The sequence below is a fragment of the Neoroseomonas lacus genome, from assembly GCF_014644535.1.
GTDB lineage: Bacteria > Pseudomonadota > Alphaproteobacteria > Acetobacterales > Acetobacteraceae > Neoroseomonas > Neoroseomonas lacus.
Map to the genome: position 1 here is coordinate 173973 of NZ_BMKW01000009.1, position 18132 is coordinate 192104.

General features: G+C 69.8%; 21 protein-coding genes. 14 read left to right on the forward strand and 7 right to left on the reverse strand.

Features of this window, described 5'->3' with window-relative positions:
- Window positions 1–11: 11 nt before the first annotated feature.
- On the reverse strand, window positions 12–995 hold the full coding sequence (locus tag IEY36_RS18645; protein ID WP_188969484.1) for a Bug family tripartite tricarboxylate transporter substrate binding protein: 984 nt from the start codon (window positions 993–995) through the stop codon (window positions 12–14).
- A 169-nt stretch (window positions 996–1164) separates the two neighbouring features.
- Between IEY36_RS18645 and secB the strand changes: the two genes are divergently transcribed.
- The 3 genes from secB to IEY36_RS18660 are packed head-to-tail and all read left to right on the forward strand — an operon-like array spanning window position 1165 to window position 3447.
- The gene (gene secB / locus IEY36_RS18650; protein ID WP_188969486.1) at window positions 1165–1668 is read left to right on the forward strand and encodes a protein-export chaperone SecB; all 504 of its coding nucleotides are present in this window, start codon (window positions 1165–1167) and stop codon (window positions 1666–1668) included.
- 52 nt (window positions 1669–1720) lie between these two features.
- Window positions 1721–2806: a ferrochelatase gene (gene hemH / locus IEY36_RS18655; protein WP_188969488.1), complete on the forward strand. Its 1086-nt coding sequence runs from the start codon at window positions 1721–1723 to the stop codon at window positions 2804–2806.
- Entirely contained in the window at window positions 2803–3447 is a 645-nt protein-coding gene (locus tag IEY36_RS18660; RefSeq protein WP_188969490.1) for an HAD family hydrolase, read from the forward strand. The genes hemH and IEY36_RS18660 overlap by 4 nt, the downstream gene beginning before the upstream one ends.
- Window positions 3448–3669: 222 nt before the next feature.
- Here IEY36_RS18660 and IEY36_RS18665 read toward each other — a convergent pair whose 3' ends face one another.
- Both IEY36_RS18665 and IEY36_RS18670 read right to left on the reverse strand, forming a co-directional pair.
- Window positions 3670–5292, reverse strand: coding sequence for an ABC-F family ATP-binding cassette domain-containing protein (locus tag IEY36_RS18665; RefSeq protein WP_188969492.1), 1623 nt, complete (start codon window positions 5290–5292; stop codon window positions 3670–3672).
- Between the two features lie 94 nt (window positions 5293–5386).
- Window positions 5387–6157, reverse strand: coding sequence for a metallophosphoesterase family protein (locus IEY36_RS18670; RefSeq protein WP_229681419.1), 771 nt, complete (start codon window positions 6155–6157; stop codon window positions 5387–5389).
- A 217-nt stretch (window positions 6158–6374) separates the two neighbouring features.
- Between IEY36_RS18670 and hemP the strand changes: the two genes are divergently transcribed.
- The 8 genes from hemP to IEY36_RS18710 all read left to right on the forward strand — a co-directional run bounded on the left by hemP (window position 6375) and on the right by IEY36_RS18710 (window position 13957).
- On the forward strand, window positions 6375–6536 hold the full coding sequence (hemP, locus tag IEY36_RS18675; protein WP_188969494.1) for a hemin uptake protein HemP: 162 nt from the start codon (window positions 6375–6377) through the stop codon (window positions 6534–6536).
- Between the two features lie 94 nt (window positions 6537–6630).
- Window positions 6631–8655: a TonB-dependent hemoglobin/transferrin/lactoferrin family receptor gene (locus IEY36_RS18680; protein ID WP_188969496.1), complete on the forward strand. Its 2025-nt coding sequence runs from the start codon at window positions 6631–6633 to the stop codon at window positions 8653–8655.
- 3 nt (window positions 8656–8658) lie between these two features.
- Complete coding sequence (locus IEY36_RS18685; protein ID WP_188969498.1) at window positions 8659–9672, forward strand: energy transducer TonB; 1014 nt, start codon at window positions 8659–8661, stop codon at window positions 9670–9672.
- Between the two features lie 17 nt (window positions 9673–9689).
- Window positions 9690–10727 carry a hemin-degrading factor gene (locus IEY36_RS18690; RefSeq protein ID WP_229681420.1) on the forward strand — a complete coding sequence of 346 codons (1038 nt, stop codon included), beginning with the start codon at window positions 9690–9692 and terminating at the stop codon, window positions 10725–10727.
- Window positions 10724–11593, forward strand: coding sequence for a heme/hemin ABC transporter substrate-binding protein (locus tag IEY36_RS18695; RefSeq protein WP_188969502.1), 870 nt, complete (start codon window positions 10724–10726; stop codon window positions 11591–11593). Before IEY36_RS18690 ends, IEY36_RS18695 begins: the two co-directional genes overlap by 4 nt.
- The gene (locus tag IEY36_RS18700) at window positions 11590–12660 is read left to right on the forward strand and encodes a FecCD family ABC transporter permease (protein WP_229681421.1); all 1071 of its coding nucleotides are present in this window, start codon (window positions 11590–11592) and stop codon (window positions 12658–12660) included. Before IEY36_RS18695 ends, IEY36_RS18700 begins: the two co-directional genes overlap by 4 nt.
- Window positions 12657–13433 (forward strand): heme ABC transporter ATP-binding protein, encoded by a 777-nt coding sequence (locus IEY36_RS18705; RefSeq protein ID WP_188969504.1) that lies wholly within the window; start codon window positions 12657–12659, stop codon window positions 13431–13433. Before IEY36_RS18700 ends, IEY36_RS18705 begins: the two co-directional genes overlap by 4 nt.
- Before the next feature lie 56 nt (window positions 13434–13489).
- A complete protein-coding gene (locus IEY36_RS18710; protein WP_188969506.1) occupies window positions 13490–13957 on the forward strand; it encodes a hypothetical protein in 468 nt (155 codons plus the stop codon).
- Between the two features lie 61 nt (window positions 13958–14018).
- Here IEY36_RS18710 and IEY36_RS18715 read toward each other — a convergent pair whose 3' ends face one another.
- Genes IEY36_RS18715 through IEY36_RS18725 form a run of 3 tightly spaced genes read right to left on the reverse strand, consistent with a single transcriptional unit; the run spans window position 14019 to window position 16557 of the window.
- Window positions 14019–14138: a DUF2474 family protein gene (locus tag IEY36_RS18715; protein ID WP_188969508.1), complete on the reverse strand. Its 120-nt coding sequence runs from the start codon at window positions 14136–14138 to the stop codon at window positions 14019–14021.
- The gene (gene cydB, locus IEY36_RS18720) at window positions 14138–15142 is read right to left on the reverse strand and encodes a cytochrome d ubiquinol oxidase subunit II (protein ID WP_188969510.1); all 1005 of its coding nucleotides are present in this window, start codon (window positions 15140–15142) and stop codon (window positions 14138–14140) included. Before cydB ends, IEY36_RS18715 begins: the two co-directional genes overlap by 1 nt.
- 11 nt (window positions 15143–15153) lie before the next feature.
- The gene (locus tag IEY36_RS18725) at window positions 15154–16557 is read right to left on the reverse strand and encodes a cytochrome ubiquinol oxidase subunit I (protein WP_188969512.1); all 1404 of its coding nucleotides are present in this window, start codon (window positions 16555–16557) and stop codon (window positions 15154–15156) included.
- A gap of 94 nt (window positions 16558–16651) precedes the next feature.
- Here IEY36_RS18725 and IEY36_RS18730 point away from each other — a divergent pair, with 94 nt between their 5' ends.
- Window positions 16652–17119 carry an RrF2 family transcriptional regulator gene (locus IEY36_RS18730; protein WP_188969513.1) on the forward strand — a complete coding sequence of 156 codons (468 nt, stop codon included), beginning with the start codon at window positions 16652–16654 and terminating at the stop codon, window positions 17117–17119.
- On the opposite strand, the gene IEY36_RS18735 is transcribed toward IEY36_RS18730, so the two are convergent.
- A complete protein-coding gene (locus tag IEY36_RS18735; protein WP_229681423.1) occupies window positions 17086–17385 on the reverse strand; it encodes an ArsR/SmtB family transcription factor in 300 nt (99 codons plus the stop codon). The genes IEY36_RS18730 and IEY36_RS18735 overlap by 34 nt on opposite strands.
- Window positions 17386–17482: 97 nt before the next feature.
- On the opposite strand from IEY36_RS18735, the gene IEY36_RS18740 reads away from it, so the two are divergent.
- Window positions 17483–17701, forward strand: coding sequence for a YgaP family membrane protein (locus IEY36_RS18740; protein WP_188969517.1), 219 nt, complete (start codon window positions 17483–17485; stop codon window positions 17699–17701).
- A 1-nt stretch (window position 17702) separates the two neighbouring features.
- Window positions 17703–18131, forward strand: coding sequence for a YeeE/YedE family protein (locus IEY36_RS18745; protein WP_188969519.1), 429 nt, complete (start codon window positions 17703–17705; stop codon window positions 18129–18131).
- Window position 18132: the final 1 nt, after the last annotated feature.

Consider the following 18132-nt stretch of genomic DNA (forward strand, 5'->3'; position numbering starts at 1 on the left):
CCAGCACGCGGTCATTCCACCCGCGCGCCGGACGCCCGGATGAGCGGTGCCAGACGCCGTTCCTCCGAAGCGCGGAAATCGGCGATCTGTTCCGGCGTCGTCCACCAGGCGGTTGCGCCCTGGTCGAGGTATTGGCGCTTCAGCTCCTCCGTCTCCAGGGCGCGGCGCGACAGCGCCGACATGCGCTGCACCATCGCCGGCGGCAGGCCCGCCGGGCCGCACAGGCACGTCCAGGACGCCATGTCGTAGCCCGGCAGCGTCTCGGCGATGGAGGGCGCATCCGGCACCACCGGGCTGCGGTCGGACGATGTGACGCCGAGTGGCCGTACCCGGTTTTCCTTCGCCTGGGCCAGGGCACCCGGGATGTTGTCGAAGATCATGTGCACCCGGCCGGCGATGATGTCCGGATAGGCCGCCGCGCTGCCGCGATAGGGCACATGCGTCATCTCGACCCCCGCCATGGTGCAGAACATGGCGCCCGAGATGTGCAGCGTGGTGCCCGCCCCGGCCGATGCATAGGCGTACTGGCCCGGATGCGCCTTCAGGAAGGCGATGAGTTCCGGCACGGTGCGCGCCGGGATGTCGTTGTTCACCACCAGCAGGTTCGGCAGGCGCCACATGCCGGTGACCAAGGTGAAGTCCTTCTGCGCGTCGAAGGGCATATGCGCGTAGAGCGTCGGCGAGATGGCGTGCGAGGCGATGCCGCCAAGGCCAAGCGTGTACCCATCCGGCGCGGATTGCGCGATCATCTGGTTGCCGACCAGCCCGCCCGAGCCGGTGCGGTTCTCCACCACGAATTGCTGGCCCGACATCTCCGACATCTTCTGGCAGAGCTGGCGCGACAGCGTGTCGGTCGGCCCGCCCGCGGCATAGGGGTTGATGTAGCGGACCGGCCGGTTGGGCCAGGCATCCTGCGCGGCGGCGAGGCGCGGCGCGGCGAGCAGGGCGGCGGCGGTGCCAAACAGGGCGCGACGGTCCAGCGTGAATGACGGCATGCGTGTTCCTCCTGGCCGCCGTCATGCGGCGGGTTGGGCCAAAGCCTAGGACGAGCGTCGCATGGTGCGCGAGATGATTTGCATCCGTTTGCCGCCCCCGGCCCCGCGTGCTAACCGCGCCGCCACCCTTCCGGCGCGCCCCGGCGCGCCCGATCCGAGAGGCCCCGACATGTCCGACCAGCCGATCCCGCCCAACGGCGCCAATGGCAGTGCCAACCCCGCTACCGGCCCCGTGGTGCTGAACCTGCAGTTCACCAAGGACCTGTCCTTCGAAGTGCCGGGCGCGCCCGAGATCTACCTGTCCATGCGCGACGCGCCGCGGATCGACATCGCCCTCGATGTCCAGGCCCGCCGGCTGCAGGAAGGGCAGGAGACCTACGAGATCTCGCTGCAGATCCGCTGCGACGCCAAGACCGCCGAAGACAAGACCGCCTTCATCGCCGAGCTGGTCTATTGCGGCATCTTCACCCTGAACGGCGTTCCACAGGAGATGCTGGAGCCGGTGCTGCTGGTCGAATGCCCGCGCCTGCTGTTCCCCTTCGCCCGCAACATCCTCGCGGATGTGACGCGCGACGGCGGCTTCCCGCCGGTGCTGCTGGCGCCGATCGACTTCGTGCAGCTGTGGCAGTCGCGCCGCGGGCAGGGCTCCGCGATGCCCGTGGCGAACGCCTGACACACGCCCGAACCTTGACGCGGGCCGGTCCCGCGTCATCTGGGGCGACATCATGACAAAGCGCCGCGTTGCCATCGTGCTGTTCAACCTGGGCGGTCCCGACCGCCCGGAAAGCGTCCAGCCCTTCCTGACCAACCTGTTCTCCGACCCCGCCATCCTGCGGGTGCCGGGTTTCGTGCGGCGCTGGCTCGCGCGGCTGATCGCCTGGCGTCGCACCAGGCCGGCGTTGGCGAACTACGCCATCATCGGCGGCCGTTCCCCCCTGCTGGAACTGACGGAGGAACAGGGCCGCGCGCTCGGCGCCGCGCTGGCCGACGACCCGGCGATCGAGGCGCGCTGCTTCGTCGCGATGCGCTACTGGCACCCGATGAGCGACGCCGTCGCGCGCGAGGTGCAGGCCTGGCAGCCCGATGAGGTGCTGCTGCTGCCGCTCTATCCGCAATATTCCACCACCACGACGGGCAGCTCCGTCACCGCCTGGGACGAGGCGTGCCAAGCCATCGGCCTGTCGGTGCCGACCACTACGCTGTGCTGCTGGCATTCGCATGGCGGCTTCACCGCGGCGACGGCGGCGCTGGTGCGAGACGCCCATGCCCGCGCCCGCGCCGCGCTGCCCGCCGATGTGCCTCTGCGCGTCCTGTTTTCCGCCCACGGGCTGCCCGAGAGCATCATCAAGGCCGGCGACCCCTATCAGTGGCAGGTCGAACAGACCGTCGCCGCCGTGGTCGGGCAGTTGGGCGACATTGCCGGGCTGGACCACACGGTCTGCTACCAGTCGCGCGTGACGCCGCAGAAGTGGATCGGGCCCTCGACCGAGGCGGAGATCGAACGCGCGGCGCATGACAAGGTCGCGCTGCTGGTCTGCCCGATCGCCTTCGTCTCCGAACATTCGGAAACCCTGGTTGAACTCGACGTTGAATACCGCGACGTCGCGGAAAAGCTTGGCGTGCCCGGCTATTTCCGCGTGCCGGCGCAGAACAGCGATCCTGCCTTCATCGCCGCCTTGGCGGATCTGACGCGGGCGGCGCTGGCCTCGGGCCGGTCGTTGTGTTCCTTCGCCGGCGCGCGGCAATGCCCGAAGCAGCATGGCGACTGCCCGCATGCCAGGGCGCGCGCCCCGTCGCAGGCCGCGGCATGATCCCGCGCGCTGTCCTGTTCGACTGCGACGGCGTGCTCGCGGATAGCGAAATGGTGGTGAACGCGCTGGTCGCCGACCAACTCACCGCGCTGGGCTGGCCGATGACCGCCGTCCAGTCGCGCGAGACCTTCCTCGGCCTCGCCCTGCCCGACATGGTGCCGCGCATCGAGGCGCGGGTCGGGCCCCTGCCGCCGGGTTGGGCGGAGGATATTTCTCACCTCATCGCCCTTGAGATGACCGAGCGCACCCCTGCCATGCCCGGCGCCGCCGAGGCCGTGCGCCGCGTCGCCGGCGCGGGCATCCCGGTCGCCGTCGCGTCGAATTCCGCGCGCGCCGAGCTGATGGCGAAAATGCGCTCGCTCGGGCTCGCTACGGTCTTCGCCGAGCGCGTCTTCTCCTTCGAGGATGTCGAGCGGCCGAAGCCTTATCCCGACATCTACCTGGCCGCGGCGGCGGCTTGCGGCGCGGCGCCACAGGATTGCGTGGTGATCGAGGACAGCGTTCCCGGCGTGCGCGCCGGCATCGCCGCGGGCTGCCGCGTGCTGGGCTTCGCGCGGGAGACACCGCGCGACGTGCTCGCGGCCCATGGGGCGGAACCATTCGACGAGATGGCGAAGCTGGACAAATTGCTCGGGCTTTAGAGCGGCTTGCGTTCGACTGCGCTCACGCAGACCGCTCCAAGCCAGTGTTTGATCGGGCATCTTCACGCGCTTGACTGTTGCCAGTCAGGCGCGATCTGCTCTGGGCTCCGTGGAGAACTGCCTGAGCCATAGGGCGATGGTGACGACGGCGAGGATGTTGCGGGCGGTCTTGTCGTAGCGAGCGGCGCCGCCTCTCCAGCTCTTTCCGCGGCGCGAGGGGCCTCAGCCGTGCAGGCCCGGCGCCTCATGCCCGGTCCGCGCGACATATTCGGTATAGCCGCCATCGTACTGGTGGATGCCCTCCGTGGTCAGTTCCAGGACGCGGTTCGACAGCGCGGCGAGGAAATGCCGGTCATGCGAGACGAACAGCATCGTCCCCTCATAGCCTGCGAGCGCGGTGATCAGCATTTCCTTGGTCGCCATGTCCAGGTGGTTGGTGGGTTCGTCGAGCACCAGGAAATTCGGCGGATCGTAGAGCATGCGTGCCATCACCAGCCGCGCCTTCTCGCCGCCTGACAGCACGCGGCACTTCTTCTCGACATCGTCGCCGGAGAAGCCAAAGCAGCCGGCGAGCGCGCGCAGCGAGCCCTGGCCGGCCTGCGGGAAGGTATCCTCCAGCGACTGGAAAACCGACCGCTCGGGGTCGAGCAATTCCATCGCGTGCTGCGCGAAATACCCCATCTTCACGCTGCCACCGACCGCGACGCTGCCTTCATCCGGCGTCGTCGTGCCCGTCACCAGCTTCAGCAGGGTGGATTTGCCGGCGCCGTTGACGCCGAGCACGCAGCAGCGTTCGCGCCGGCGCACCAGCAGGTCGAGTCCGTCATAGATCACCTTGCTGCCGTAGCGCTTGTGCACGCCGCGCAGATTGACGACGTCGTCGCCCGAGCGCGGCGCTGGCGGGAAGTCGAAGGTGACGGTCTGGCGGCGCCTGGGCGGCTCGACGCGGTCGATCTTCTCGAGCTTCTTCACGCGCGACTGCACCTGGGCGGCGTGCGAGGCGCGCGCCTTGAAGCGCTCGATGAACTTGATCTCCTTGGCAAGCATCGCCTGCTGGCGCTCGAACTGTGCCTGCTGCTGCTGCTCGTTCATCGCGCGCTGCGCTTCGTAGAATTCGTAGTCGCCGGCGAAGGAGGTCAGCGTGCCGCCATCGATCTCGATCACCTTGTTGATGATGCGGTTCATGAATTCGCGGTCGTGCGAGGTCATCAACAACGCACCGTCATAGCCGGTGAGGAACTGCTCCAGCCAGATCAGGCTTTCGAGGTCGAGGTGGTTGCTCGGTTCGTCGAGCAGCATCACGTCAGGGCGCATCAGCAGGATGCGGGCGAGGGCGACGCGCATCTTCCAGCCGCCGGACAGCGCGCCGACATCGCCGTCCATCATCTCCTGGCTGAAGCCGAGGCCGTCGAGCACCTCGCGCGCCTTGCTCTCCAGCGCATAGCCGCCGAGCTCCTCGAAGCGTGCCTGCACCTCGCCGAAGCGTTCGAGGATCTGCTCCATCTCGTCGGCGCGGTCGGGGTCGGCGAGGGCAGCCTCCAGTTCCTGCAATTCGGCGGCGACTTCGCTGACATTGCCGGCGCCGTCCATCACCTCCGACACCGCGCTGCGGCCGGACATCTCGCCGACATCCTGGCTGAAGAAGCCGATGCTGATGCCGCGATCGACCAGCACCTGGCCTTCATCGGGCTCGTCGCGGCCAGTGATCATGCGGAACAGCGTCGATTTGCCGGCGCCGTTGGGGCCGACGAGGCCGATGCGCTCGCCCTTCTGGAGCGCCGCGGAGGCCTCGATGAATAGAAGCTGCTGGCCGTTCTGCTTGCTGATGCTGTCGAGGCGGATCATGGGGTCCCGGGGGAGGCAGGAAGGCGGCGCTCACGCCGCGGGAGCCGCCCGAGACCACGTCCCGGGCCGCGCCGTCAACCGCGCGCGTGCGACGTCAGCCGCCGAATGGCATCAGCCCCGTGCGCAGCGCATGCGCCCAGCCGGCCCGGCCGAGCGATTCCGCCCGCGCCGCCGCCGCTTCGTGGTGATAGGCCAGCGCGATCATCTCGCAGCCGAGCAGCCGGCCTGCCTCGACCTCCAGCACCGCATAGCGGGCGAAGGGGGACCCGGCTTCGGAGACATGCGGCGGCGGCGTGGGGTCCGCATAGGCCGGGCAGCCGACGCTGCCGGGGTTGAGCACCAGCCGGCCGTCTTCCAGCAGCAGCATGCCGGCGAGGTGGCTATGGGCGCATAGCAGCAGGGTTGCCTCTGTCGGGCCGAGGCGGGCGGCCACCTCCGCCGCGACGGAGGGGATCAGGCGTCCCGATGCAACTTCCTCGAGCAGATAGGCGCTGTCGTCGTCCGGCCTGGCATGGAAGGCCAGCACGCCGGGGGCGGGTTCCAGCCTCGGCGGCAGGCCCCACAACCAAGCCACCTGGCCGCCATCCATCTGGTCACGGGCGAAGCTGTCGGAGTGGCCTTCCCCGCCCTCGCCGATCCAGCGGTCATGGTTGCCGCGCAGCGTGGCGATGGCGCGGGATTGGACCAGTTCCACTGTCTCGCGCGGCCAGAGCGGACCGGAGGCGACGTCGCCGAGGTTGATGACCTGCTGAAGCCCGCGTCGGTCGATATCGGCGAGGACCGCCTCGAGGGCGAGGAGATTGCCATGGATGTCGGCGATGACGGCGAGCTTCATGGGCCGAGTATAGGGCAGCAGGCGTGACATTTTGCGAATCATTGTTGCGAATGATTCGCAATATCGTTATAACCCGATCACCGGCAATCCGGTGGGCAAACCCACCGGGCACCGGCGGTAAGGAAGGGGCTTGGCGCGTGGCGAGTTGGACCGAAGCGGGCATCGTGGTGATGTCGGTCGCCTATCTGCATCTGGTCTGGCGCGTCTCACGCATGGCTTCCGCCGCATCGTCCGGGGCCGGCCGCCGATGATGCGCGACGCGCCGCCTCCCCCGACGCCTGGCGCGGCGCCCAGCGTGCTGGAAAGCCGCTCGCTGCTCGGCGAGGCACGCGAGGTCATCATCCGGCATGGCAGCGAGATCTACCGCCTCAAATTGACGCGGCACGACAAGCTCATTCTGACCAAATAGCCCGCCCGCATTTACTGCCCAGCCAGCACGCCAGGGACCGCGCGTCCTCCGCCAGCCAGCCAGGCCCCGAACCTATCCCTCGGAGTGTCCTCGCATGGCTTCCCGTCGCCCCATCGGGCTTTGCGCAACTCTTGCCGCCATCTGCGCTGCCGGCCCGCTCGCCGCGCAGCAGGCGGACCCGCCGCCGGCCGTCGTCGCCACGCCACTCGATGCGGTGACGGCGACGGGCACGCGCACGCCCACCATCTCGGGCGACAGCGCCGTGCCGGTCAGCGTGCTGAGCCGCGAGGAAATCCTCGAACGCGATGCGCGTTCGGTCTCCGAGACGATCCGCGACGTGCCGGGTGTCGAGCTGTCCGGCGTGGGGCGCACCACGGCGCTGCAGCCGCTGATTCGCGGCCTGGGCGATGACCGCATCGTCTTCCGCATCGATGGCGCCAGGAACAACTTCAACGCCGGCCATCGCGGGCGGATCTTCATCGACCCGGAATTGCTGCGCCAGATCGACGTGATGCGCGGGCCGGGTTCGGCGCTCTATGGCTCGGGTGCGATCGGCGGCGTCATCAACATGCGCACGATCGAGCCTGACGACATCATCCAGCCGGATTCCGACCTGCCGGTCGGCGGCTTCTTCCGTGGTGGCTACCAGTCGCAGGGCAGCATGTGGCGCGGCCTGGCCGCCGGTGCGGCACGGGCCGGTGACTTCGCCGTGCTGGGCGCGATTTCCGGCTTCAACAACTCGAACTTCACCGACGGCGCCGGCAACACCATCCCCTATACTGCCGACTCCGTGGCGAACGGGCTGGCGCGGTTGCAATGGCGGCCGGGCAACCATCAGTTCGACCTCTCCGGCATGATGTTCCGCGATTCGAACGTCCTGCCGATCGCCGCCAACACCGCCACTGAGCAGAGCATCTCCGACCGCATCACGGAACAGCAGGTCTATACGCTGCGCTGGAACTACGCCGACCCGTCGATGCCGCTGCTGAACCCGCAGGTCGTTGTCTACCACAACCATGTCCTGCTGCAGGAACAGCGCCGCACCGGCACCCGCGCGCGCGACACCACGGACCAGACGACCAACGGCATCGATGCGCAGAACAACAGCCGCTTCAGCCTGTTCGGCTGGGACAACCACATCGTTACCCTCGGCACGGAGTTCTATCGCGACGACCAGGAAGGCACGCAGAATGGCCGCCGCCGCACGCAGTTCCCGTCCGCCTCGCAGGATGTGCTCGGCATCTACGGGCAGGACCAGATCGCAATGGGCGACTTCACCCTGGTCGGTGCGCTGCGCTACGACGCCTTCAGCCAGAGCGCCGACGACGCCAACAACGACACCAATGTCGACCGGCTCTCGCCCAAGGTCAGCCTGGCCTACCAGGTGACGCCCTGGTTGCAGCCCTACATCTCCTATGCCGAGGCGTTCCGCGCGCCCTCGCTGACCGAACTGTACGTTTCCGGCCAGCACTTCCCGGGCAATCTGTTCATCCCGAACCCCGACCTGAAGCCGGAGACCTCGCACAACATCGAGGCGGGCGTGAATGTCCGCTTCAGCGACGTGCTGCGCGACGGCGACCGGCTGCGCATGCGGATCACTGCCTTCCGCAATGAGATCGACAACTTCATCGAGCAGCTCGTCTATGCCACCTATACCGTGTCGCGGAATGTCGCCTCGGCGCGCATCCAGGGTGTCGAGGCGGAGCTGCAATACGACACCGGCACCTGGTTCGGCGCCGTCTCGGCCAGCGCGCTGCAGGGCGACAATCTGACCGACGACCAGCCGCTCGCCTCGGTGCCGGCGAACCGCATGACGCTGTCGGGCGGTTACCGCTTCCTCGAAGCCGGCGTGGTGGTCGGCGCGCGCTGGCAGCTGGTGGCGACGCAGGACCGCAACCCGGACAACGTGCCCGGCCTGGCGGAGGAGACCTCGGGCTACGGGTTGCTCGACCTGTATGCGACCTGGCGGCCGAGCTTCGCGCCGAACCTGCGCTTCGATGTCGGGCTCGACAACGCCTTCGACCACGCCTACCGGCGCTCGACCTGGAATTCCAACCCGCCGCCGAACTTCTACGAGACGGGCCGGAACTTCCGCGCGGCGATGACGCTGACCTTCTGAACCGTGTCGGGCGCGGCCTTCCCCCCATCGCGCCTGTGCAGCCCGCCGGCCTTTCTCGCCGGCGGGCCTTGGCGTCGCGCGACCGCCGCGTCGCTCGCGCTGCATGCGGCGATCGCCGCCTGGCTTGTGATGGATTGGCGCGGCCTGCCGGAGACGGGGGGTGGCACGCCGGACGCGGCGCTGGTGGTGGAATGGGCGCCGTCGCAGGGCGAGCCCGATGGCGCCGGGGAACCCACCGCCGAGGCTGCGGCAGCACCCGCGCCTGACCTGACCGCCGCCGCCGCGCCGGCGCCGCCCGCGCCGCCGCTGGTGCCGGATGTCCCGCCGCCGCCCGTCGTCCCGATGCCGATGCCCGCGCCGGCGCCGCCGGTCGTCGCGCCCGAACCGCCACAAGCGGCCCCGCCCGATCCGAGCGCGTTGGCCGAGGCTGAACCCGTGGCGGCGGTGCCGCCGCCGGCGCCCGTGATGGAACAGACGGAGCAGGCCGAGCGGGCGGAACCCCTGCCCGCCCCGCCACCGGCACCGCCGCCACCATCGCAGCAGGTCGCCTCGGCGACACCGGTGGCGCAGCCGGCCCCGTCCGCGCCCGCGCCGCGACCGGCACCCAACGCATCAGCCGCGCAGCGCCCCCGGCGCGGCACGCCCGACGCCGCGCACCAGGTGGCCGCGCGCGGGCCATCGATGGCGCCGGCAGCCGGCGCGGCTGTCGCCCCGCCAGACAATGCCGGCGGCGGCCCGATCGTCATCCATGCGCCGCGCTACCGGCGGCCGCCGAACCCGCCGCAATACCCGGCCCGCGCGCTCGACCTCGGCATGACCGGCACGGTGACGGTGCGCGCCCTGGTCTCGCCCGATGGCGACACGCAGGAGACGCGCCTGTGGCGTTCCTCCGGCTACCCGCTGCTCGATGCCGCGGCGATCGCCGCGGTGCGCCGCTGGGCCTTCGAACCCGCGCGCCATGGTGACCGAGCCGTGCCCGCCTGGGTCGAGGTCCCCGTCCATTTCCGCCTGAACTGACCATGAGGACGATTGCCATGACCACACTCGCAGACCGTCACGCCAGCCTGATCGAGGAGGCCGGCAAGCCGATCCGCGCCCGCGACGCCGCCGTACGGCTGGGCACCACCGAGGCCGCGCTGGTCGCCTCGGGCGCCACCGGCCCGGCGACGCCACTGCGGCCGGACTGGGCGGCGCTGATCGGCGCCATGCCGCAGGCCGGGCGGATCATGGCACTGACCCGCAACGAGCATGCGGTGCATGAGCGCCATGGGCAGTTTGTCGATGTCTCCTCGGGGCCTGGCCATATCCTGGTGCTCGGGCCGGATATCGATTTGCGGCTGTTCCCGCGCCACTGGGCGCATGCCTATGCGCTGGGCGGCGAGCGGCCCTCGATCCAGGTCTTCGACAAGGACGGCGTCGCCGCGCACAAGATTTTCGCGACCGAGGCGACGGACCGCGACGGCTGGGCGCGCATCCTCGCGGCCTTCGCCATCGAGGCCGCCGCCGAGCCGCCCGCCGCACCCCCCGGCCCGACCGGGGCGGCGGATGAAGGCGTCGTCGATGCCAGCGCCCTGCGCCAGGATTGGCTCGCCCTGCGCGACACCCATGACTTCTTCCCGATGCTGAGGCGCCATCGCGCGTCGCGGCGCCAGGCCTTCGTCCTCGCCGGGCAGGACCTCGCGCTGAAGCTGGCGCCGCAGGCGGGTGCCGAGGTGCTGCGCCTGGCGGCGGCGCGGGGGGTGCCGGTGATGGTGTTCGTCGGCAATCGCGCCGCCATCCAGATCCATACCGGGCCGGTCGAGCGGCTGGTCGATATCCCCGGCTGGTTCAACGTGCTCGACCCCGACTTCAACCTGCATCTGCGCGAGGCCGGCGTGGCCAATGCCTGGCGCGTGGTGAAGCCGACCGAGGATGGTGCCGTCACTTCGATCGAATTGCTCGACGCGACGGGCGAGGTGGTCGCGCTGCTGTTCGGCGCCCGCAAGCCGGGTGAGCGCGAGCGCGAGGATTGGCGCGAGATCGCCGCCCTGGCCGTGGAACGCCTGGCGGTGCCGGCGGAGCACGCGGCGTGATCGGCCGCCGGCTGCTGCTGGGCGGTGGTGCGGCGGCGCTGGCGGGACCGCTACGGGCGGCGATGCCGGCGCGCATCGTCGCGGTGGGTGGCGCGGTGACCGAATGCGCCTTCGCGCTCGGCGCCGGCGGGCACGTCATCGCGGTGGACAGCACCAGCCGCTTCCCGGCGGCGGCGCGCGCATTGCCGCAGATCGGCTACATGCGCGCGCTGGCGCCGGAGGGGCTGATCGCGCTGCATCCCGACCTGCTGCTGCTGTCGGAGGAAGCCGGGCCGCCCCAGGCGGTCGCCGTGCTGCGCGCGGCCGGGGCGCCGATCCGTGCCATCCCGGAAGTGCCGACCGGCGAGGGCGTCGCGGCCAAGATCCGCGCCGTCGCCGCCGCGCTCGACGTCGATGGCGCGGCGGTGGCCGAGGCGGTGCTGGCCGATTGGCGGGCGCTGGATGCGCGGGTCGCGGCGCTGCGGCCGGTGCGTGCCATCTTCGTGCTGTCGGCGGCGCGCGGGGCGCCGGTGGTCTCCGGCGGGCATACCCAGGCGGCGGCGATGCTGGGCGCCTGCGGCGCGGAGAACGCCGTCACCGGCTTCAACGGCTACCGGCCGCTCTCAGCCGAGGCGGCGGCGCGGTTGGCGCCGGAGGCGGTCGTCATCATGGACCATGTCCTTGCCGAGCTGGGTGGCGTCGATGCGCTGCTCGGCATCCCGGCGCTGGCGGTGACGCCGGTGGCGCGGTCGCGGCGCGTCCTGCCGATCGACGGATCCTATGTGCTCAGCTTCGGGCCGCGCGCGGCGCAGGCGCGACGGGACCTGACGCGGCTGTTGCACCCGGATGCGACGTTGCCCGACTTGCCGGCGCGGGCCTGGACGTGAGCGTCGCCCTGACGGCCGTGCTGCCGCGCGCGCGGGCACGGGTCGCGGTGCTGCCGCTGGGGGTCGCGCTGCTGGCGGCGGCGATGCTGGCGGGGGTGTTGCTCGGGCCGGCGCATGTCAGCGCGGCGGGGCTGTGGGCGAGTATTCTCGATGCGCTCGGCATCGCACCGCTGCCGGCGGAGCACGTGCGCGATGCCGCAGTGCTCGGCGTGGTGCGCGCGCCGCGCGTGTTGATGGCGGCGCTGGTCGGCGCCGGGCTCGGCGCGGCGGGGGCGGCGATGCAGGGGTTGTTCCGCAATCCGCTGGCCGATCCGGGGCTGATCGGCGTGTCGGGCGGGGCGGCGCTGGCGGCGGTCGGCGCCATCGTGTTGAGCGGCAGCCTGTTCGGCGCGGCGGCGGGCGTGATGGGGCTGTGGCTGTTGCCGGCGGCGGCGTTTGTCGGCGGGTTGGGGGCGACGGCGCTGATGGCGCGGCTCGGCACGGTGCAGGGGGTCGCGGGGGTGGCGACGCTGCTGCTGGCCGGCGTGGCGGTGAATGCGCTGGCCGGCGCGCTGACCGGCTTGCTGGTGTTCATGGCGGATGACCGGCAGGTGCGCGACATCACCTTCTGGACGCTGGGCAGCCTGGCGGGGTCGCGCTGGGCGCAGTTGCCGGTGGTGGCGGTGCTGGTGGGGCTGCCGACGCTGGCGCTGTGTGCACTGGCGCGGCCGCTGAACGCGTTGCTGCTGGGTGAGGCGGAGGCCTTCCATCTCGGCATCCGCGTCGAGGTGGTGAAGCGCGTCGCGCTGGTGCTGGCGGCGGTCGCGGTGGCGTCGGGGGTCGCCTTCACCGGGTTGATTGGTTTCGTCGGGCTGGTGGTGCCGCATCTGGTGCGGCTGGGCTTCGGGGCGGATCATCGGCTGGTGATGCCGGGGGCGGCGCTGCTCGGTGGCACGTTGCTGGTGTTGGCGGATTTGTTGGCGCGCAGTCTGGCGGCGCCAGCCGAGTTGCCGGTGGGGGTGGTGACGGCGTTGCTTGGCGCGCCGTTTTTCCTGTGGCTGCTGCGCAGCCGGGCGGGGGCGGCATGATCGAGGCCGATGGCATCACCGTGCGCGCCGGCGGACGGGCGCTGCTGGAGGGCGTGAGCCTGGCGTTGCGGCCGGGCGAGGTGCTCGCCGTGGTCGGGCCGAATGGGGCCGGCAAATCCACCTTGCTGCGGGCGTTGGCGGGCGACCAGGCGGTGGCGGCGGGGCAGGTGCGGGTGGAAGGCCGCGCGCTGCGCGCTTGGCGGCCGGGTGAGCTGGCGCGGCGGCGCGCGGTGGTGAGCCAGCAGGTGGCGCTCGGCTTCCCGATGCGCGCGGCGGAAGTGGTGGCGCTGGCGCGGCTTCCCTGGCACACCACGGCGCAGGCGGGGCGGGACGCGGCGGCGATCGCGCTGGCAATGGAGCAAGCGGGCGTCGCGCATCTCGCCGGCCGCGCCTATCGCACGCTGTCGGGGGGCGAGCGGCAGCGGGTGCAAGTGGCACGAGCGCTGGCGCAGCTCGATGGCGCGGCGGCGCCGGCGGCGTTGTTGCTGGATGAGCCGACCGCGAGCCTCGATGCTGGGCATCGCGGGCAGTTGCTGCGGCTGCTGCGGCGACTGGCGGCGCAGGGCGTCGCGGTGCTCGTCGTGCTGCATGACTTGAACGAGGCCGCCTTCGTGGCGGACCGCGTGGCGATGCTGATCGACGGGCGGCTGGCGGTGCTGGGTGGGGTGGCGGAGGCGCTTGAACCCGGACTGTTGCAGGATGCCTATGGGTTGCCGTTCCGCAGCGTGGCGGGCGGCGGGCTGTTGCCGGATTTCGGCGCCGCGGGCCGTTGACGGTGATCCCGAAGCGGATGAGTCTGCGGCTCGATCTCCATCAAGGGCAGCACCTCATGCATCGTCGCGCGTTCTGTTCGGCTGCGGCCTTCGGCAGCCTGACTGCCCTCGCTGCGTGTTCCTCAGTGGCGCCCGCCGTGCCGACGGCGCAGAGCATCGCCGGGCGCGCGCCGAGCGGGACGGTGACGATCGCGGAGAACTTCCTCGGCGGTGCCGGGGCCGGCAATGGGACGCTGCATTTCCGTGGGCAGAACTATCCATTCCGGCTGGCCGGCACGGTGGTCGGGCCGGGCGGGGCGGCGCGCATCCAAGCCTCGGGCAATATCTATGGCCTGACCAAGGTCGAGGATTTCGCCGGCATCTATACGCAAGGCACCGGGCAGCGCGGGATCGACACGAGCACGCGCAGCGACCTGTGGCTGCAGAATTCGTCGGGCGTGATCATGCATCTGCGCGGGACGCAGATTGGCGGGACACTGAGCCTCGGGCGCGACGAGTTGCTGATCGAGATGGCGCCGCGCTGAGGGGCGGCTTGATCCCTCGGCACCGGGCTGGTGCCGAGGGTCGAGACAGGCTTAATGGGCGTCAGCGCAGCATGAGCTTGATGCCGTAGCCGACGACGCCGAGGGCGAGCACGCTGCCCACCCAGATCAGCACGAACCAGCCGATGCGTGCCGCCAGCGGGCGTGTGCCGGCGCCGGCCATCAATGGTAGCCGCCGACCGAGTTCACCTTCCCGCGGAACACCCAATAGGCATAGACGGTGTAGGCGAGGATGATCGGCACCAGCACCGAGGCGCCGATCAGCAGGAAGCCGAGACTGTTGTCGGGCGCGGCGGCGTCGCGGATGGTGACCGAATGGGGCACCATATAGGGGAAGAAGCTGATCCCCAGCCCGATGAAGCACAGCACGAAGAGACTGAGCGAGGCGAGGAAGGGCGACACTTCGCGCCGCGCCGTCAGCCCCTTCAGCAGCAGGAAGCCCATGCCGAGCACCGCCAGCGGCACCGGCACCACGAGCAGGATCTGCGGCCAAGCGAACCAGCGCTGTGCGTAGATCGGGCCGAGGAAGGGCGTCCAGAGGCTGACGACGCCGATCAGCAGCAGCGTTGCCGGCGCCGCCCAGAAGGCGATGTCATAGGCGCGGCGCTGCACCTGGCCTTCGGCCTTCCAGATCAGCCAAGTGGAGCCGAGCAGCGCATAGCCGATCACCAACGCCACGCCGGTCAGCAGGGTGAAGGGCGTCAGCCAGTCCCACCAGCCGCCGGCATAGGCGCGGTTGGCGACCGGGATGCCCTGCACCAGCGCGCCGAGCGCGACGCCCTGGGCGAAGCCGGCCATGGTCGAGCCGAAGGCGAAGGCCCAGTCCCACAGGAACTTGCCGCGCTTGGTCTTCCAGCGAAATTCGAAGGCGACGCCACGGAACGCCAGCGCCAGCAGCATGACGATGATCGGTGCGTAGAGCGCCGACATGATGATGGAATAAGCCAGCGGAAAGACGGCGAGCAGGCCGCCGCCACCCAGCACCAGCCAAGTCTCGTTGCCGTCCCAGACGGGGGCAACGGAGTTCATCGCCTCGTCGCGGGCGGCTTCGCCGCGCATGAAGGGAAACAGGATGCCGACGCCGAGGTCGAAGCCGTCGAGCACGACATAGGCCAGCACCGCGAAGGCGATCAGCGCGGCCCAGATCATCGGAAGGTCGAGGGACATGGCGCGTCTCCCTATTCGCCGGCCGGCGGGGTCGGCAGCACCGGGGCGGGCATGATGCCCCCGGCGCGGATCGGTTCGTCATGTGGCAGCCCGGCTTCATGGCGTTCCGGCGCCTTGTTCATCAGCCGCAGGATGTAGAAGGTGCCACTGCCGAACAGCGCGAAATAGACGACGATGAAGGCGATCAGCGAGGCACCGACCGCCGCCGCGTCGACCGGCGAGACGGAATCCGCCGTGCGCAGTAGGCCATAGACGGTCCAGGGCTGGCGGCCGACCTCGGTGGTGATCCAGCCGGCCAGCACCGCGGCGAAGCCGGCAGGGCCCATCAGCAGCGCCGCGCGATGCATCAGGGGCGTGTCGTACAGCGCGCCGCGCCAGCGCAGCCACAGGCTCCACATCCCCAGGCCGAGCATCAGCATGCCGATGCCGACCATGACGCGGAAACTCCAGAAGATGATGCCGACGGGTGGGCGTTCATCCGCCGGCCATGTGTCGAGGCCGCGGATGGTGCCGTCCAGGGTGTGTGTGAGGATCAGCGAACCGAGATAGGGGATCGAGACGCTGTAATCGATGCGGCTGTTCGCGGCGTCGGGGATGCCGAAGAGGATCAGCGGCGCGGCGGAGACGGTTTCGAAATGGCCTTCGATGGCGGCGATCTTGGCCGGCTGGTGGGCCAGGGTGTTGAGGCCGTGCTGGTCGCCGGCGAGGATCTGGATGGGCGCGACGATCGCCGCCATCCACATCGCCATCGAGAACATGATGCGCGCGGCCTCGTTCGACTTGTCGCGCAACAGGTGCAGCGCGCCGACCGCGCCGACGACGAAGGCCGTGGTCAGATACGCCGCGAGCACCATGTGCACGAGGCGATAGGGGAAGGAGGCGGTGAAGATGACCGCCCACCAGTCATTGACGATGAACTGGCCGGCCTCGTTCACGCCGTGGCCCGAGGGTGTCTGCATCCAGCTGTTCACCGCCAGGATCCAGAAGGCGGACATGAAGGTGCCGAGCGCCACCATCAGGCAGGCGAGGAAATGCAGCACCGGGCCGACCCGTTCGCGGCCGAACAGCATGACGCCGAGGAAGCCGGCTTCGAGGAAGAAGGCCGACAGCACCTCATAGCCCATCAGCGGGCCGATCACCGGGCCGACCTTGTCGGAGAACACCGACCAGTTGGTGCCGAACTGGTAGCTCATGACGATGCCGGAGACGACGCCCATGCCGAAGGTGACGGCGAAGATCTTCTTCCAGTAGTTGAACAGGTCGAGGAACACCTCCCGCCCGGTCCACAGCCGCAGCCCGTTCAGCACCGCGAGGTAGCTCGCCAACCCGATGGTGAAGGCGGGGAAGATGATGTGCGCGCTGACCGTGAAGGCGAATTGCATCCGCGCCAGGGTGAGCGCGTCGAAGCCGTCCATGAGCTGTCCTCGCAAAAGCGTCGCGTGGTGAAGGGTATTGCGGGCGGGTGGTTAAATCAACATATTAGGTGTAGATTTTTAGGGAAGAGAGCCCTTGCGTCTGACGCAGTACTCCAACTTCGCACTGCGGACTTTGCAAATGGTTGCGATGCGCGCACCGGCAATCGTGACCGTCGATGACGTCGCGCGGGCGCATCGCATCTCCAAGGCGCATCTGGTCAAGATTGCCGCCGAACTGTCACGCCGCGGCTACATCGAAACCATCCGCGGTCGCCATGGTGGCATGCGACTGGCGCGGCCGGCGGATGAGATCACCGTTGGCGAAATCATCCGCTGGACCGAGGCGCCGCTCGAGCTGGTGGAGTGCTTCAATGCGGAGACCAACACCTGCCGGCTGCTCGGTGTGTGCCACCTGTCGCGCGGGCTGCAGCGGGCGCTGCGGGCTTTCCTTTCCGTGCTGGACGACCTGACCATCGCCGATATCGCCTTCAACCGCGACGCACTGCTGGAGCGGCTGACGGGCGCCGATCAGGCGCAACCCGCTTCGGCAGGCGCACAGTAGAGCCGGTAGAGCGTCTCGAGGATTGCGCCAACCTCCGCACTCGCCAGGCGGTAGTAAATGGTCTGGCCGTCGCGCCGCGTCTCGACGAGGCGCAGGTCGCGCATTCGCGCCAGGTGCTGCGACAAGGCGGCGGGCGCGAGACCGACCAGATCCGCCAATTGCCCGACCGATTTCTCGCCTTGCAGCAAATGGCACAGCGCCATCAGGCGCTTCGCGTTGGCAAGGGTGGCGAGCATCCGGGCCGCTTCCTCGGCCTTGGCTTCCATCGCAGTCAAAGCGGCATGTTCAATATCTATTATCATCTTGACATATTAGCATCTTCGTAGATATAAGGCCAGCACGAAACCAGTGGAGGCTCTCGTCATGGTCAATGTCGGTTCGTTCGATCGCATCCTTCGCTTCATCCTGGGTGTGGTGCTGTTCGTGGCCCCGTTCATCGCCCCGGTGACGTTCGCGCCGCTTGGCGAGTGGCGCTACGCGGTAATTGCCGCCGGTGCCGTGCTGCTGGCCACCGCCGCCTTCCGCATCTGCCCGGCCTATATGCTATTCGGCATCCGCACCTGCTCGCGGCCGGGGGCCTGACATGGCGGCCACCGACTTCACCCCGGTCGCCTCACTCCTCGGCGGCGCGCTGATCGGCGCGGCGGCGGTGATGCTCTTGGCCGCCAAGGGCCGCATTGCCGGCGTCAGCGGCATCGCCGTGCGGCTGCTGCCGCCTTATGCCGACAGTGAACTCGCCGGGCGGATCGCCTTCATCCTCGGCATCGTGATGGCACCGCTGGCCGTCCTGCTGGTCACCGGCACGGCGCCGGTACCGACGATCGAGACCGGGCCGGCACTGCTTGCCCTGGCCGGGCTGTTGGTCGGCTTCGGCGCGGTCTGGGGCAATGGCTGCACCTCGGGCCACGGCGTCTGCGGCTTGTCCCGGCTGTCGGTGCGGTCCCTGGTGGCGACCGGCGTCTTCATGGCAACCGCGATCGCCACCGTCTTCCTGACACGACACGTGCTGTGAG